At 57.1% G+C, this 15,780-nt stretch carries 15 protein-coding genes and 1 pseudogene; 3 read left to right on the top strand and 13 right to left on the bottom strand.

The genetic code is table 11. The features are described 5' to 3' along the window. Window positions 1-73: 73 nt before the first annotated feature. From ACIGDJ_RS11670 to ACIGDJ_RS11655, 4 genes are all read right to left on the bottom strand, one after another. A complete protein-coding gene (locus ACIGDJ_RS11670; RefSeq protein WP_235205582.1) occupies window positions 74-1,486 on the bottom strand; it encodes an ATP-binding protein in 1,413 nt (470 codons plus the stop codon). Next, complete coding sequence (locus ACIGDJ_RS11665; protein WP_038442561.1) at window positions 1,462-2,127, bottom strand: response regulator; 666 nt, start codon at window positions 2,125-2,127, stop codon at window positions 1,462-1,464. Before ACIGDJ_RS11665 ends, ACIGDJ_RS11670 begins: the two co-directional genes overlap by 25 nt. A 95-nt stretch (window positions 2,128-2,222) precedes the next feature. Then, window positions 2,223-2,660 (bottom strand): hypothetical protein, encoded by a 438-nt coding sequence (locus ACIGDJ_RS11660; RefSeq protein ID WP_038442560.1) that lies wholly within the window; start codon window positions 2,658-2,660, stop codon window positions 2,223-2,225. A 28-nt stretch (window positions 2,661-2,688) separates the two neighbouring features. After that, the gene (locus ACIGDJ_RS11655; protein WP_038442559.1) at window positions 2,689-3,453 is read right to left on the bottom strand and encodes a membrane protein; all 765 of its coding nucleotides are present in this window, start codon (window positions 3,451-3,453) and stop codon (window positions 2,689-2,691) included. Between the two features lie 262 nt (window positions 3,454-3,715). On the opposite strand from ACIGDJ_RS11655, the gene ACIGDJ_RS11650 reads away from it, so the two are divergent. Next, window positions 3,716-4,399 carry a histidine phosphatase family protein gene (locus ACIGDJ_RS11650; RefSeq protein ID WP_038442558.1) on the top strand — a complete coding sequence of 228 codons (684 nt, stop codon included), beginning with the start codon at window positions 3,716-3,718 and terminating at the stop codon, window positions 4,397-4,399. Window positions 4,400-4,432: 33 nt separating this feature from the next. On the opposite strand, the gene ACIGDJ_RS11645 is transcribed toward ACIGDJ_RS11650, so the two are convergent. Continuing rightward, on the bottom strand, window positions 4,433-5,119 hold the full coding sequence (locus ACIGDJ_RS11645; RefSeq protein WP_038442557.1) for a response regulator transcription factor: 687 nt from the start codon (window positions 5,117-5,119) through the stop codon (window positions 4,433-4,435). Window positions 5,120-5,352: 233 nt separating this feature from the next. Between ACIGDJ_RS11645 and ACIGDJ_RS11640 the strand changes: the two genes are divergently transcribed. Then, a complete protein-coding gene (locus ACIGDJ_RS11640; protein WP_038442556.1) occupies window positions 5,353-5,658 on the top strand; it encodes a hypothetical protein in 306 nt (101 codons plus the stop codon). 169 nt (window positions 5,659-5,827) lie between these two features. Then, window positions 5,828-6,508: a class I SAM-dependent methyltransferase gene (locus ACIGDJ_RS11635; protein ID WP_038442555.1), complete on the top strand. Its 681-nt coding sequence runs from the start codon at window positions 5,828-5,830 to the stop codon at window positions 6,506-6,508. Between the two features lie 139 nt (window positions 6,509-6,647). Here ACIGDJ_RS11635 and ACIGDJ_RS11630 read toward each other — a convergent pair whose 3' ends face one another. From ACIGDJ_RS11630 to arnB, 8 genes and pseudogenes are all read right to left on the bottom strand, one after another. After that, window positions 6,648-8,024 carry a UDP-glucose/GDP-mannose dehydrogenase family protein gene (locus ACIGDJ_RS11630; protein WP_038442554.1) on the bottom strand — a complete coding sequence of 459 codons (1,377 nt, stop codon included), beginning with the start codon at window positions 8,022-8,024 and terminating at the stop codon, window positions 6,648-6,650. Beyond that, entirely contained in the window at window positions 8,021-8,422 is a 402-nt protein-coding gene (gene arnF, locus ACIGDJ_RS11625; protein ID WP_038442553.1) for a 4-amino-4-deoxy-L-arabinose-phosphoundecaprenol flippase subunit ArnF, read from the bottom strand. The genes ACIGDJ_RS11630 and arnF overlap by 4 nt, the downstream gene beginning before the upstream one ends. Further along, window positions 8,419-8,763, bottom strand: a complete 345-nt coding sequence (gene arnE, locus ACIGDJ_RS11620; protein WP_038442552.1) for a 4-amino-4-deoxy-L-arabinose-phosphoundecaprenol flippase subunit ArnE — start codon at window positions 8,761-8,763, stop codon at window positions 8,419-8,421. Before arnE ends, arnF begins: the two co-directional genes overlap by 4 nt. Then, window positions 8,760-10,409, bottom strand: a complete 1,650-nt coding sequence (arnT, locus tag ACIGDJ_RS11615; protein WP_038442551.1) for a lipid IV(A) 4-amino-4-deoxy-L-arabinosyltransferase — start codon at window positions 10,407-10,409, stop codon at window positions 8,760-8,762. Before arnT ends, arnE begins: the two co-directional genes overlap by 4 nt. Then, window positions 10,406-11,290 carry a 4-deoxy-4-formamido-L-arabinose-phosphoundecaprenol deformylase gene (gene arnD, locus ACIGDJ_RS11610; RefSeq protein WP_038442550.1) on the bottom strand — a complete coding sequence of 295 codons (885 nt, stop codon included), beginning with the start codon at window positions 11,288-11,290 and terminating at the stop codon, window positions 10,406-10,408. Before arnD ends, arnT begins: the two co-directional genes overlap by 4 nt. Beyond that, on the bottom strand, window positions 11,290-13,281 hold the full coding sequence (arnA, locus tag ACIGDJ_RS11605) for a bifunctional UDP-4-amino-4-deoxy-L-arabinose formyltransferase/UDP-glucuronic acid oxidase ArnA (RefSeq protein WP_041024279.1): 1,992 nt from the start codon (window positions 13,279-13,281) through the stop codon (window positions 11,290-11,292). Before arnA ends, arnD begins: the two co-directional genes overlap by 1 nt. After that, a pseudogene (arnC, locus tag ACIGDJ_RS11600) lies at window positions 13,278-14,293 on the bottom strand (undecaprenyl-phosphate 4-deoxy-4-formamido-L-arabinose transferase). Before arnC ends, arnA begins: the two are co-directional and overlap by 4 nt. Then, window positions 14,290-15,438 (bottom strand): UDP-4-amino-4-deoxy-L-arabinose aminotransferase, encoded by a 1,149-nt coding sequence (arnB, locus tag ACIGDJ_RS11595; protein WP_038442547.1) that lies wholly within the window; start codon window positions 15,436-15,438, stop codon window positions 14,290-14,292. Before arnB ends, arnC begins: the two are co-directional and overlap by 4 nt. Window positions 15,439-15,780: the final 342 nt, after the last annotated feature.

The raw sequence follows: 15,780 nt of genomic DNA, 5'->3' as shown, positions 1-15,780 counted from the left end.
TTTCGCTTATTTGTTCATGCAAAATCTGCGTGACTATAAAACCTGATTTGGTAAAAAAGTCAAAAATAAGTAGTCATTGTTTCGGTGGTTTTTTGAGTGGAGAGACTGAAAAACAGCCCCCCGCGGGTGCTACAGCACTTGCCTGTTTCAACCGTACCGAAACACATAAACCGCTCTTCTTCGTCTCGTCCGAGAAACTCAATAAAACGCGCATCCCTGTGCGGTCTGCTATTGCCTTGACGATAGACAGGCCCAGCCCTGAGCCTGCTGCATCGGTCCCCAGGCTGCGATAAAATGGATCGAACACCCGCGTGTGTTCCTCTAAAGAGATGCCTGGGCCTGAGTCTTTGATCTGTAGGATTGCAGTCTCTTGCACCTGCTCCACCGCAAGGTCTATCCGTCCGCCATGCGCGGTATAACGGATCGCGTTGTCCACCAAATTTTTGATCAGGATTAACAGGTCCATCTCGTTGATGAAGACATGCACGTCCTCGATACTCTCAACACCAATATCGATGTGTTTGCGTTCAGCCAACGGCAATAAATCCTCCAATACACGTCGATAGATTTCATGGACTGAAACGGCTGTCTGTGGTCGATTGGAGCTCGATTGTGCGGCAGCCAGGGTCAGCAGTTGATCGATCAGATTTCTACCGCGCTCTATCCCCTGTGACAACGGCAACAGGCGCTCACGGGCCGGCCCCGGCATCTCAGTGGCGGCCAGTCGCTCAGCTTGCAGGGAAAGTGCCGTCATGGGTGAACGCAGCTCGTGGGCAGCATCAGCGACGAAACGACGCTGGTTTTCCATGGACTGCGCGACACGCGCGAGCAAGCGATTGATAGCCACGACGAAAGGCCGAATCTCGGTCGGCAGATGGCGCTCGTCGATAGGGTGCAGTGCCTGTTCATCGCGTCGATCGATGTCAGCCGAAAGGGCGGCAATCGGACGGAACAGTTTGCGCACCAGGTCGCCCACCACCAGCAATAGCACCGGAAACAGAATGAGAAACGGCAGCAAACTTCGCCAGGCGCTCTCGCGGGCCTCTTTGTCGCGCACTCCGGTTTCTTGAGCGACGACGATGCGTTCACCGCGGGCTGTGGTTCTGACCAGCACGCGAAAGTCTTCGCCGGTGACATTCAAAGTCGAGAGGCCATCGGCAAGCGTGGTGGGGAAGGGCAGTGGTATCAAGGCGTCATCGTTGCCGATAGCTTTGCTGCCATCGGCCAGGTATTGCACGATGACCCTGGACTCTTCATTGTCGCCATCGACTTCTTGGGATGCGGGATAGTGTAGGGACATCTGCTGCCGATCAAATAAGACGGCCACCTGACGCAAGGTATCGTCCTGCATTTCGTGGGCCTCGTCGAACGCAGAGACAAACGCAAAAATCCCGGCCAGCACCGCAACGATCAGGATGGCCAGCGATAGCGTCACGGACAGGCGTAGTTGTACCGAGTCCCTCAAACGCTTTTTGAAACCATCCATCCCATACCCCTGACGTTCTTGATGACATGGCTACCCAGCTTGCGCCGCAGTGAGTGGATCAAAAATTCCACCGCGTTGCTTTCCACTTCATTGCCCCAACCATAGAGGCGGTCTTCGAGTTCACTACGCGAGAGAATTGCGCCTGGCCGAATCATTAATGCCTGCAACAGGGCGAACTCGCGACTGGATAATTGGATGTCGCGATTTTCTAAGGTGGTGGCTTGTTTGGAGATCAAGTCCAGCGACACTACGCCATTGTCCAGCACGGACAGGGCCGTGCCACCTTTACGACGAAGCACGGCTCGCATACGGGCCAACAGCTCCGCCATATCGAACGGTTTGAGCAGGTAGTCGTCAGCGCCGCCGTCAAGGCCGCGCAGGCGATCACCTAGGTCGTCCCGTGCGGTGATGATCAGCAATGGCACCGGGTTGTTGCTCCTGCGAATGCTGTCGAGTACATCCAGCCCATCCTTCCCGGGCAACCCAAGATCCAGTAGCACCAGGTCATAGTGTTGGGTGTCCAGCGTTGCAAGAGCGGTGAGACCGTTTTTCACCCTGTCAGTGGCATAACTCGCATCGCTCAGGGCACCCTGGATCGCATCGCCAATCATCGGGTCGTCTTCAACCAGCAATATGCGCATTTGCCGCTCCGGAAAAAAGCGCGACCGTCATGACCGTCACGCCAGTATTGAAGCACCTGTACAAATGTTTGCCAGCTGTGGGATCACCTTCGGGATCAGGATTTGCCCTTCATCGAATCGAAGGCCTTCAACAGCTCATCCATCATAGCCTTGCAGTCGTTCTGTTGCGGGTTACTAGCGCGCAGGGCATCGAGTGCGCGGTCGATCGACTTGTCCACCACATGCCAGTCGCTGGCGGCGCGAGGTTTGATCCCGGCTTCGGCCGAGTCCCAAGCGGTTTCCAGATCCTTGATACGGACCTTCGCACCGGGCAGATCATTTTTGTCGACGAGCACGGCAACGTCGGCGGCTATGTTGCGGAACTCGGACAGATCGCCCAATTTTGAATTCGACCGGGATTGAGTGCTCAGCGAACTTGAGGTTGTGCCTGCATTGGGTTTGTCGGCAGGTTTCGAACAACCGGCGACGACGCTGAGCAAAAAAATGGACGAGACGATGGCAACGTGGCGAATGATGTTTTGAATCTGGCTCATGACGATTCCTTAAATGACTTTTTGACGTTTACTGAGTAACTGTTTTGCGATTGCCGACGTTGATTTGCGCGACCGCAACCAGAATGACAATGACGCACAGGAAGATTGTGCTGGTCCAGGTGGCACCCATTCCGAGACCACCGTAGGTTTTGGCTTGTGTCAGCAAGTCGCCGAGGGAGGCGCCGAACGGGCGGGTCAGGATGTAGGCGATCCAGAACGTCAGGACCCTATTGCTGCCCATGCGCCAGGCCACCAGGGTGGCAGCAATCAGCGCTCCGAAGATCACGGCACCGAGGGTGAAACCCAGACCCAAGGCTTCGGTAGCTAGGTCGCCGGCGGCGGTACCGAGGGCAAAGGTGCAGAGAACCGTGGCCCAATAAAACGACTCTCGCCGCAGCGTGATAATTTCCCGGATCGATACGTTGTGTTCGGTCCGGTACCAGACTAGGAAGTTAATCGCCAACAAGGCGGAAAATACTGCCGTGCTGGTGTATAGACTGACGTCCAGTACGTCGGTCAAAATATCGGTGATTTGTGTCCCGACGATGCTCACCAATACGACGGTCAGCCAGTAAATCCAGGGTGTGCAGGCTTTGGTGCGCAATTGGTAGAACATCGCTATGGCCAGTAAAACCGCCATGCCGATACTGGTCGGGCCCGCGCCGAAGCCGGCATCGACGGCAAGAAAGTCAGCGCCTGTTTCACCTACGGTCGTTGACAAGATCTTGATCACCCAGAATGACAGAGTCACTTCGGGCACCTTGTTGAGCCAGCCGGCAATTGCGTATTTCATAGTCGGGTAGCCTCTCCTGAGCAGCGCGGAATGTGCGCAGGAGAGAAGCTACGTAACGAAACTTAGCTGAGCCTGAGGGGAGGCAAATCGGCAGGGTGAGAGCGTAACCGACTGGGTCAATGAACTTCCGGGTTTACTGTTTTTTCACATCGCTTTCACCGCTCCCGCACAGCGGCGCATTTATCTTGGCGTTAATGGCATGGTGAAGTTCTAAGGGGTAACCCTGGCTGGCACCAGAGTCCTGATGCTGCAGGTTCGATGTATGCCCTACACCCATATCAATGGCTCGTTAATTTCAAGATTGGTCCCGCACACTCTGCGATTACGCGGAAAATATCTCGCGTTGATCATCACTCTTGTGCTCGGCGCGGTGCTTGTATGGTTTTCGACGGCGACGCCTGTGATGGATCTGGGCGTGGGCAACAACTTGATAAAGTCAGGGCTGAAAGAGCAGTGGAGGCAAGGTTCCGTTGTGGCCCTGGTCAGGCACGCCGAACGATGCGATCGATCGGCGAATCCTTGTCTGGGCGACGCCGAAGGCATTACCGTCAATGGCAGTAATGCTGCGATAGCAGTCGGCACAGGTATACGACAATTAGGTCTCGAAAAAGTCCGGATAATCGCCAGTCCTTCGACTCGTACCCGGCAGACTGCTGATCTGATATCGGGCCGGGCCGTGCCAACTCAGGACTGGGTGGCTGAGTGCGATGATGGATTCAAAGATGCCGTGTTAACTCATAAAAGCCGCAATGAGAATCTGATCTTGATCACCCACAGCGGTTGTATCGATCATTTCGAGCGCCTGATGGGGGTACGTGCGGGACAGCGCTCCAGCGTTTACATGCAAACCATATTTGTTCAGGTGGACGGCAGTCACGAACCCAGGATTCTCGGATCATTGAATGCCGCACAGTGGAAAGCACTGGCTGACGCTCATTCAAATTGATCAACGTACCTTCACGGTGTTCGACGTCGGGGGCTATAAGTAAGAACCGTTCTGAGTGCAGAGTTTGTACCCAATTCCATGTACGGTGTGCAGCAGTGGTTCATCAAATGCTTTATCCAACGCACGTCTCAACATGTGGATATTACTGCGAAGGCTGTCGCTGCTAGTAGGATGTCGCCCCCAAATGAGATCTTCGAGTTCCGTCCGTTTAACAACATGCGGGCTTCTGCGCATGAGGGTTTCCAGCAGTTTCATACAGGTAGGATTCACCTTGAGGGGGATCCCGGCGCGAGAAATTTCCAATGTGTCTAAATCAAACTGGAGATCGGCTACAACCAGAACCCGATTCATGTAACCAACACGACGCGATACTACGGCTTCGATCCTGGCAAGAATTTCAGACATGGCAAATGGCTTGGTGACGTAATCATCAGCGCCGACCTTGAAACCGGTCAATCGATCTTCCAGTTGGTCTCGCGCACTCAACATCACAATGGCAACGTCGGATTTGGAATTCTGACGCAAGCTTTGGCAAATCTGGTTACCATCGATGCCAGGGATCATGACATCCAGAACAATCGCGTCGAAGTCTTTCGAGGCGGCTAGATGAAGCCCGCTCAGTCCATCAAGTGCTCCCTCGACGGTGTGCCCCTTCAGCGTGAAAAAATCCATCAGATTGTCGTGAATGTCCCGATTGTCCTCAATAATCAAAATGTTCATTGCATAGCCTTTATGCTTCTAATCAAGTTAACCGCACTCTGATGATCATGGAGGAAGGGCAAACGTTCCATCTCCTCTATCTTGTATTCTGCCGCGTTTTGACGGCGCCACATGAATGATTAGAATAAACTTTTCGTGCATTTGTTCGTTGGGCGGCTGGCCGCTTTGTAGCTGAGTCGCCTACGCTGAGACGATCAGGGTAAAAAAGCTCAATTGCAGAAAGGAGGCACGGTATGCATGGCTACGGAATGGTGGGGGATTTGCTTCATCTAGCCCTTTATTTGACGACCATTGCATTTTGGGTGTTGTTTTGGATGGTCTGCATTTTCAATGCCAAGGGCCGACTGAAAAGTCTCCTGGGGGCCCACGCATTCATGATTTGTGTTCTGTTATTCCCGGTTTTGCCCGCGACTTTCATTGGTGGGGCATTGATTGCTTTTGGTATCGAAGGCCTGGTCTGGAGCCTTTGTATTACAGGGGTAGGTTTGCCGATTGCTGGCATGGGGTTAGTTCAGCGCTACGTTAAAAATCGATACTGACAGGACGGATAAGTCCAGTACGCTTCTGAGCTTGGACATTGCAAAAAAGGCTAGGCGGTGGATCGTTTGGCGGGCTTGAAAGGACGGTACTACAGAAAATTCACATCAGGTTGACCTTTCAGCGACAGGCGGATGTTTACCCTACGATCCTGGCCAATGGAGATCGCCAATGAGCGCCCCTGTCAAACTTAAATTTTCCGAAAAATACGATAAAGATCACGCAGAACAATACTTCCTGAAGCATCAGGATGGTCTGTCGCGGAAATTGTCCCATTATCGGGACGTACAGATGGCGCGCCATGCGTTACACGAGGCGGGAGACCCCGGACTGGTTCTCGACCTTCCATGCGGTGCGGGGCGGTTCTGGCCTTTGCTTGCAGAAAACTCTAATCGAATCATCATTGGCGCAGACAATTCGCCGGATATGATTAAAACCGCACTGGAGAATCAACCTGCCGATATCGTCAAGCGTGTGAAGTCTCTCGAGACTTCAGCGTTCTCCATTGATCTACCTGATAATTCGGTGGACAGTATTTTCAGCATGCGATTGATTCATCATATCGGTGAATCCGCGCATCGATTGACGATGCTGCGAGAGTTTCATCGGGTGACGCGAGACACCGTCATCCTATCGATGTGGGTAGATGGTAACTTCAAGTCATGGAAGCGAAAGCGTCAGGAAAAACGGCGTAAAGCCAAAGGCGAGCAGAGTGAATACCAGAACAGGTTTGTTATTCCTCGATCCGTCGCAGAAGCTGAATTCAAGCAAGCCGGATTCGTGATAGATAGCAAGTCTGACTTTATCCCGTTTTATGCCATGTGGCGTGTCTACGTTTTGCGCAAGATTTAAACTCTGAGCAAGGTGTCCAGAGCTGTCTTCAGGGATTCGAGCCGGCTATACAAATCCTCCGTGAATCCCCTCGACTTTGCCTGATGAACCCGGTGCCGTGAACGTTGCACCACGTAACACTAGCCCCGGGTTTCAGGAATCAGAGCGCGACTCTGGCATTCCACTTTTGGTGTGGGATGGGCAACCTGCACGAATCGCCTCGCCCTATCGGGAAGTACTGAAAACCCCGGTGTGCCAGACGTTCTGCGTCGTACAGGTTGCGGCCGTCAAAGATCACAGGGGCTTTGAGCCGTTTGTGGATCAGATCGAAATCCGGCGCTTTGAACTGCTGCCACTCGGTGCAAATGATCAGCGCATCGGCACCACTGAGCGTTGCTTCCGGTGTGCCCATCAGACTCAGCTTGGGTTGGTCCTGATACAACGATTGAGTCTGCTGCATCGCCTCAGGATCGAATGCCCGGACATGTGCGCCTACTTCCCACAGCGCTTCCATGAGCACCCGGCTGGGGGCATCTCGCATGTCATCGGTGTTGGGTTTGAACGCCAGGCCCCACACGGCAAAGGTCCTGCCACGCAGATCACCTTTGTAGAACGCGTTGATGCGTTCGAACAACTTGTGTTTCTGCCGCTGGTTGATGGCTTCCACTGCCTGCAGTAGATCATTGGAGCATTGAGCTTGTTGTGCGCTGTGGATCAGGGCGCGCATGTCCTTGGGGAAGCACGAGCCGCCATAACCGCAACCGGCATAAATAAAGTCGTAGCCGATACGCGAGTCGGCACCGATGCCCAAGCGCACCGATTCGATGTCGGCGCCCAAATGCTCAGCCAATTCGGCGATCTGGTTGATGAAGCTGATCTTGGTCGCCAGCATGCAGTTGGCAGCGTACTTGGTCAGCTCGGCGCTGCGCAGGTCCATGAACATGATGCGGTCATGGTTGCGATTGAACGGCGCATAAAGCTCGCGCATGACGTCGCGCACTTCATCGCGCTCGCAGCCGATGATGATCCGGTCTGGACGCCGGCAATCGGCGACGGCCGAGCCTTCCTTGAGAAACTCTGGATTGGAGACGATATCGAAATTCAGTGTTTGGTCGTAGCGTCGAAGGGCCTCGATAATCCGATCACGCAGGGCATCACCCGTGCCTACTGGCACAGTGGATTTCTCAACGATAATGATTGGCTCACTGCGGTGCCGGGCGATGGCTTCGCCCACCGAAAAGACACTGCTCAAATCGGCTGAGCCGTCTTCCTGGGACGGCGTGCCCACGGCAATAAACAAAACCTGACCATGCTCCACGGCAAGCTTTTCTTCGCAGGTGAAGCGTAGCCGTCCGTTATCCAGATTGTCCTTGACCAATTCAGCCAGGCCAGGTTCAAAGATGCTTACTTGCCCTAGATTAAGGGCTTTCACTTTTTCGTAGTCGATGTCCATGCAGACGACATCATGACCGACCTCTGCCAGGACGGTTGCCTGGACGAGGCCGACATAGCCGCTTCCGAATACGCTGATTTTCATGGTGCACTCCTGAGTTCGGGCGCGTGAGCAGGTCGAGAGTGGATGGTGATGACGCCGAGGATGACCAGGGCCACCCCCAGACTTTTAGAGAGACTGAATCCTTCGTTGAACACCGGTAGCGCGGCGGCGATTAGGTACACCAGTGCATAGCTGATGCTCAGCAGCGCATAAGCCCGGCCCAGCGGCACATCGCGCAGGGCGGCGAGCCAGCAGAGCATCGACAGGGCATAAGCGAGAATGGCGGCCAGCACCACGACCACAGCGGTCGGATCAATCGGGGCGGTCAGCCAGTGTTCGGGTGGCGGCAGGCGCGTCATGCTCCAGCGCATGCTCAACTGCGCGGCGCTGCCCAGCAGCACACTGCCGAGGGCGAAGGTCAGGCCACGGCGCAGGTTCATGTGTGTTGCCCCAGCAGCGCCACGCCACTGATGACCAATGCCACGCCCAGCCAGTGGCGACGGTCGATGCTTTCGTGGAAAACAAAACGAGCGACCAGGGTGATCAGCACGAAATTCAGGCTCAGCATCGGGTACGCGACGCCGACTTCAAGACGCTGCAGCACCAGTAGCCACACCAGCAAACCCGCGCCCAACGCGGCGATTGCCAGCCATAACCACAGTGAGCGCAGTTTTTCGCCCCAGCCCGACGCCTTGCCGCGCCAGCTTTCCACGGCGTACTTCTGGGCAATCTGGCCCAGGCAAGTCAGCAGGCAGGCGACCAAAAGCAGCAACAGGCTCATGACGCCCCCTGAGGGATAATCAGAATGACCAGATTGCCTTGTTCATAGCGTTTGCCATCCTTGGGTAGTCGTTCGATTTCTTGCAGTTCGTCGTCACCCTTGACGCGCATGACCACGCCGACCGAGCCGCTTTGGCGGGCCTCGCGCATCCACTGTTGCACCTGGTTCGGGTCGACCCGCTGCTGTATTCCGTCAGGGTAAGCGAGGCCATATTTCAGCTCGCCTATCGTGTTGTACAACGCCACGTCCGGGCGTTTCAGGCGCCAGGCCAGGGCCGACGCAGCGCCCAGATCGTTGCTCAGCAAGTGGGCGGTCTGGCCGAGTTCCGCGGCGTGTTCAAGGACAAACTGATCAGGCATCTTGTTAGCGACCACGGACTTGGGCAATCCGGCTGGCAGCAGCCCGATCAGCAACAGGCTGCCAAACGCCGGCGCCGCCCAGCATCGCAAAGGCCTGAAGGCTTGTAGCAGGTTGGCCATGATCCAGCCGATCAAACCGATGAACATCAGCACCAGGTTGTGTGGCTCATGGTCGTACAGCGGTTTTTTCAGTTGTAGGTAGACCAGCGCAAGCAGGGTGATCAGGCCCAGGAGCAGGTTGAGCAAGCCATTGATGCCCAGCACCCGGCCTTGCTCCAGCCGCAAGCGATCCGCCAGTGCGTTGCCCAACAACAAGGCCATTGGCAACAGGCACGGCAGGATGTAGCTCGGCAGTTTGCCTTTGCTCAGGCTGAAAAATAGCAGCGGCATCAGCAACCACAACAGCAGAAAGCCGATGCTGGCCTGACGACGTGTTTGCCACGCCTGCTTCAGCGCCGACGGCAACAACGCGGCCCACGGCAGACTGAACGCGACCAGCAACGGCAGGTAGTACCACCATGGAGCGTCGTGCTGCGCGTCGTCCCCGGCAAAGCGGCGAATGTGTTCGTGCCAGAAGAAAAATCGCCAGTAATCCGGTTCCTGCACATGCACCGCCAAGACCCAGGGCAGGCTCACGGCGATGGCCACGACAATCGCCAACGGACCGTAGATCAGCAGCTCGCGCCAGCGTTTCTGCCAGACCATCCAGGGCAGGGCGATCAGAACCGGCAGCAGCCAGGCGAGAAAACCCTTGGTCATGAACCCCATGCCACACGCTAGGCCCAGCAACGCCCAACCGAACAGGCGCTGGCCACGGCTGACGCTGTCCAGGGAAAACCACAACGCCACCAGACTCAGGTTGACCCAAAAGGTGAATTGCGGATCGAGGTTGGCGTAGCCCGCGGCGCCGGCGACTACGGTGAGGCTCATGTACAGCAGCGCACAGGCAAAACTCTTGCGCGGTTCGTTCCAGAGCCGGCGAGCGATCAGGTAACACAGCAATACGCTGAGCCCGGTGCTCAGGGCCGAAACGAAGCGCACGCCGAACAGGTTCTGGCCAAACAACGCCTGACTGGCGGCGATCATCCAGTAACCGGCCACCGGTTTTTCGAAATAGCGAAGGCTCATGAAATGCGGCGACACCCAGTTGCCACTCAGCAGCATGTCCTGGCTGATCTGGGCGTAGCGGGTTTCGTCGGGAATCCATAAGCCATGACTGCCTAATGGCAGCAGGTAAGCCAACAGAAAAATCCCCAGCAACAGCGGCAATGCCCAGGGCTTGCTCATACGCCTTGCACTCCCAGCCAGCCTTCGCGACCTTCAAGCGTGCCACGCAGCACGCGACCGGTCGGCAGGGTGCCGGGCGCCTCGGGCAGCAGATTGCCCAAAGGTTGAAAACGGATGTTTCGCGGGCGCGCATCGGCCAGCAGTTGACGAAAATCGTTGGCCATCAGAATCCCTTCTACTTCGGCATGGATGGTGTAGACGTTGAGTTTTTCGGGGTGGAAGCGATCAAGAATGAAGGCGTTGAAGTCCTTGGCCGCCACGGTGGGGCCGACCACCTCATCAAAGGTGGGCAGGTCCACCGGGATCTGCGGCGCTCCGAGGCCGCCACCGGCCAGGGTCGGCTGAAACAGGCTCTGGCCCCGGCAGTCGCTGTTGTAGCGAAAGTTGAATCCTTGCTTGGCCTCGATCACGCTCTCGTCCGCCCGCCAACCGGCGGCCGCCGAGCACTCGACGGGTTGCCCAAGGATGTCGCTGAGTTCGTCCACGCCCTGACGAATCTGTTCCACCAGCTGCGCGTCGCTCCAGTGTCCGACATTGGCCTGCCAGCCATGGTGATCCCAGGCGTGCAGACCGACTTCATGACCGGCCGCCAGGGTTTGACGCATCAAATGTCCAAGGTTGCGGCCAATCGGCTTGCCCGGCCACGCGGTGCCGGCCAGCAAGATATCCCAGCCGTACAGGCCGGCGGCATTGGAGCGCAGCATCTTCCAGAGAAACTGCGGGCGGATCAGGCGCCACAAATGCCGGCCCATGTTGTCCGGCCCGACACTGAAGAAAAACGTCGCTTTGACCTGCGCTTCATCGAGGATTTCCAGCAGCCTCGGCACCCCCTCACGGGTGCCTCGGTAGGTGTCGACATCGATTCGAAGGCCTGCCTGCATCAACGTTTGTCCGCGATTTCGAGCATGGCTTCACGCAGGAAGAAATCCAGGGTGTTGCCGATGGTTTCACTCATCTCTACGGTCGGCGTCCAGTCCAGCAGACGCTTGGCGTTGGCGATGCTCGGTTTACGGTGGGACACGTCCTGATACCCGGTGCCGTAGAACGCCTTGCTTTCGACATCGCGGAACCCGGCGAACGGTGGGAAGTTGTGGCGCAGCGGGTGCGCTTCGAACTGCCGCAACAGTTCCTCGCCCAACTGGCGAATGCTGGCTTCGTTGTCCGGGTTGCCGATGTTGATGATCTGGCCGTTGCACGCGTCGTTGTCGTTGTCGATGATTCGCGCCAGCGCTTCGACGCCGTCGGCAATGTCGGTGAAGCAGCGTTTTTGCTCACCGCCGTCGAACAGACGAATCGGCGTGCCTTCCACCAGGTTGAGGATCAGCTGGGTGATGGCCCGGGAACTGCCGATGCGTGCCGAATCCAGACGGTCCAGGCGCGGGCCCATCCAGTTGAAGGGGCGGAACAGGGTGAAATTCAGGCCTTTCTGGCCGTAGGCCCAGATCACGCGGTCGAGCAGTTGCTTGGAGGTCGAGTAGATCCAGCGTTGCTTGTTGATCGGCCCGACCACGAGGTTGGACGTGTCCTCGTCGAACTTGTCGTCCTGGCACATGCCATAGACTTCCGACGTCGACGGAAAAATCACCCGCTTGTTGTATTTGACGCAGTAGCGAACCAGCTTGAGGTTCTCTTCGAAATCCAGCTCGAACACGCGCAGCGGGTTGCGGGTGTATTCGATGGGCGTGGCGATCGCCACCAGCGGCAGGATCACGTCGCACTTCTTGATGTGGTACTCGATCCACTCGGAGTGGATGCTGATGTCGCCTTCGACAAAATGAAAATTCGGATGGCTGCGCAAACGCTCGATCGCATCGGAGCCGATGTCGAGGCCGTACACCTCGTAGCGGTCATCGCGCAGCAAACGCTCGGACAAGTGATTGCCGATGAAGCCGTTGACGCCGAGGATCAGCACGCGCGTGTGGCGTGGCGTGCGTCCGGATTCGGCACCGCGCAGCAAGGAGCCGTCCACCAGACCGAGTTCGCCGGCCAGTTGCGGCCCGCTCAGGTACAAGCCGTTGTCGTTGCGCTGGCCGGCGCTGATCACCAGCGAGTCCTCGCCGCAGGCAAGGCGCAGCGGGTCGACACTGATGACCCGGCCCGGTGCCTGGCCTTCGTTGCCTTTGACGACTTCAGCGCTCCAGACAATCAATTTGTGCTCGCCCACCGCGCAGAACGCGCCGGGATAAGGTTGGGTGACGGCGCGCACCAGGTTGAACAGTTCTTCTGCCGGTTTCTGCCAGATCAGCTTACCGTCGGCGGGCGTGCGGCGACCGAACGTCGTGGCCTTGGATTCGTCCTGAGGGATCTCGCTGACCTTGCCGGCGAGCAGCGCCGGCAAGGTGTCACGCAACAGGTCGGTAGCGGCCACGCGCAGTTTGTCGTGCAGGCTCAGCGCGGTGTCGCTGCACTCGATTGCAACCTTCTTCTGCGCGAGGATGGCACCAGCATCGGCGCGCTTGACCATGCGGTGCAAGGTCACGCCGGTTTCGCTTTCGCCGTTGACCAGCACCCAATTGGCCGGCGCACGACCGCGATAGCGCGGCAGCAATGAACCGTGCAGGTTGAACGCGCCTTTGCCTGCCGTGGCCAACAGCGGTTCGCTCAGCAGATGGCGGTAGTAGAACGAGAACAGGTAATCCGGATTGAGCTTGGCGATGCGCTCGATCCAGAGCGGGTGGTTGACGTCTTCCGGGGCATGCACCGGGATGCCGTTGCGCGCACACTGTTGCGCTACGGAGCCGTAAAAGGCGTTTTCCTTAGGATCATCGGCGTGGGTAAACACCGCAGCGATGTCGAAGCCCGAGCTGAGCAGGGTTTCAATGCCGGCACAGCCAATATCGTGATAAGCGAAAACAACTGCTTTTGCACTCATGAGAGAACCTGATCGGAAGAAGAGGAAGTGAGGCCGTCAACGGTGACCACGGGAACGGGTGTGGCGGGCTGGCTGCGCAGGACTTTTTCGATAAAGAACCGCGGGCGCGCACGGACGTCGCTGTACATCCGCCCCAGGTATTCACCCAACAGGCCCATGCCGATGAATTGCCCGCCAGTGAAGATGAACAACACGGCGAACAGCACGAACGTCCCGTCGCCGGCCCAATGGGCGCCGAAGGCCAGACGCAGAACGATCAGCGCAATGGCAAACAGCACGCCGAGGGCCGCCATGGCGAAGCCGACAATGCTCAGCAATCGCAGGGGCGTGGTGGTCATGCAGGTGATCAGGTCGAACATCAGGTTGACCAGGCGCATCGGGCTGTACTTCGATTCACCGTGTTCGCGTTCGGCGTGGGTCACCAGGATTTCCGTGGTGTGCCGGGCGAAGCTGTTGGCGAGGATCGGGATGAAGGTGCTGCGTTCGCGGCAGGCGAGCATCGCGTCGACAATCGATCGACGATAGGCGCGGAGCATGCAGCCGTAATCACTCATGGCGACGCCGGTGGAACGCTGCACGGCGAGGTTGATCAGCTTTGACGGCCAGCGACGCAAGGCCGAATCCTGGCGGTTGCTGCGCACCGTGGCGACCACGTCATAGCCGAGTTCGGCCTGGGCCACCAGGCGTGGGATCTCTTCGGGCGGGTTTTGCAGATCGGCGTCGAGGGTGATGATGACATCGCCTTTGCACTGCTCGAAACCGGCCATGATTGCCGCGTGCTGGCCGTAGTTGCGATTGAGAATGACCGCTACCACCGGGCTTCCTTTGAGCGATGCTGCCCCAATATTTGCGCCGATTCGTCCCGACTGCCATCGTCGACCAGCACAATTTCGTAGTCATAGTGCAGTTGCTGGCACGCCGCTTCGGTGCGCCTGAGCAACTCGGGCAAGCTGTCTTGTTCGTTGTAGACCGGGATGACGATTGACACGCAACGGATTGGGTAAGGTTTCACAGGCTTGAGTCCATAACGTTTTCAATGGCGCCGACCACACGGTCGACGTCATCGCTGGTCATGTCGGGGAACAACGGGATCGAGCACAGCCGTGCCGAGTTCCATTCGGTGTTGGGCAATTGGATGTTGGGGAAGCACTGGCGGTAGTAGGTGTGCAGGTGCGTAGCGATGAAGTGGATGCCGGTGCCGATGTTCTGCGCCTGCAAGGCTTTCATGAAGGCTTCGCGATCCAGTCCACAGCGCTCGGCGTCGATGCGCAGGATGAACAAGTGCCAGGCGTGCTGTTGCGGGTAAAGCGGAATGGCCAGTGGTTGCACCGGTGAGCCTTCCAGACGCTGCAAATAGCGCCTGGCCAGTTCGGTGCGCTTGGCGTTGATCTGGTCCAGACGTTCCAGTTGCACCAGCGCGATAGCGGCATTGATGTCGGCCAGGTTGTATTTGAAACCCGGCTCGATCACCTGAGCCTGAGGTTTGCGGCCGTGGGTCAGGCGGTCATAGGCGTCGACGCCGAGGCCGTGAAACTTGAGCATGCGCACCCGACTTGCCAGGGCTTCATCGTCGCTGACGAACATGGCGCCCTCGGCGCAGGTCATGTTTTTGATCGCGTGGAACGAGAAGATCGCCGTGCCTTTCGCGCCGACATGACGACCTTTGTAGAAGGTGCCTGCGGCGTGAGCGGCATCTTCGATGACGGGGATGCCGTGTTTGTCGGCCAATGCATACAGCGGATCGAGATCAAACGCGGCGCCGGCGTAATGCACCGGAATGATCGCTTTGGTGCGTGGCGTGATCGCCGCTTCGATGCTCGACAGGCCACTCATCAACGTGTCGCGATCCACGTCGACGAATACCGGCGTCGCCCCCAACAAGCAAATCATGTTGGCGGTGGACACCCAGGTCTGGGACGGCGTGATGACTTCGTCGCCCGGACCAATACCCAATGCCAATAACGTGATGTGCATCCCGCCGGTGGCCGAGGACAATGCCACGGCATGACGGCATCCCACGTAGTTGGCGAAGTGTTCTTCGAGTTGCTGGTTTTTCGGCCCGGTTGTGATCCAGCCAGAGCGCAATACTTGCTCTGCGGCGGCAATTTCCTCATCGCCGATGCTGGGGCGGGAGAACGGAAGGAACGCTTGACTCATGGGCACCTCGGGGCTGAAAAGTGAATAGCCTTTGAGGCTAAAAACATGGATTGAATGACAGCGTAGACGCTAAAAGAGAAAAGCTGCATCAATCAGTTACCTGAAATACTTGATCAAACGCTCCAGTAGATTTTTCGTGCCGGGGTAGGCAAGCGAGAGCTCGCAACGGGTCAGCCCGTATTCATTGAGGTTAAGTGCGATATTGTGAAAGAAGTATAAAAAGCCGGTCGGCAAATCGTTTATCTGCACCAGACAGACACTATTAAAATTTTGGTCTCTCTCTCACGCCTTTAATGGGAAACGTCTTACAGAATGGTTGTCGTTTTGTATTACGTTCAAGTC

It is taken from the genome of Pseudomonas sp. NPDC079367, assembly GCF_044542195.1.
Taxonomy (GTDB): domain Bacteria; phylum Pseudomonadota; class Gammaproteobacteria; order Pseudomonadales; family Pseudomonadaceae; genus Aquipseudomonas.
The sequence above is the reverse complement of the archived record's forward strand: the minus strand, read 5'-3'. Positions and strand labels throughout refer to the sequence as shown.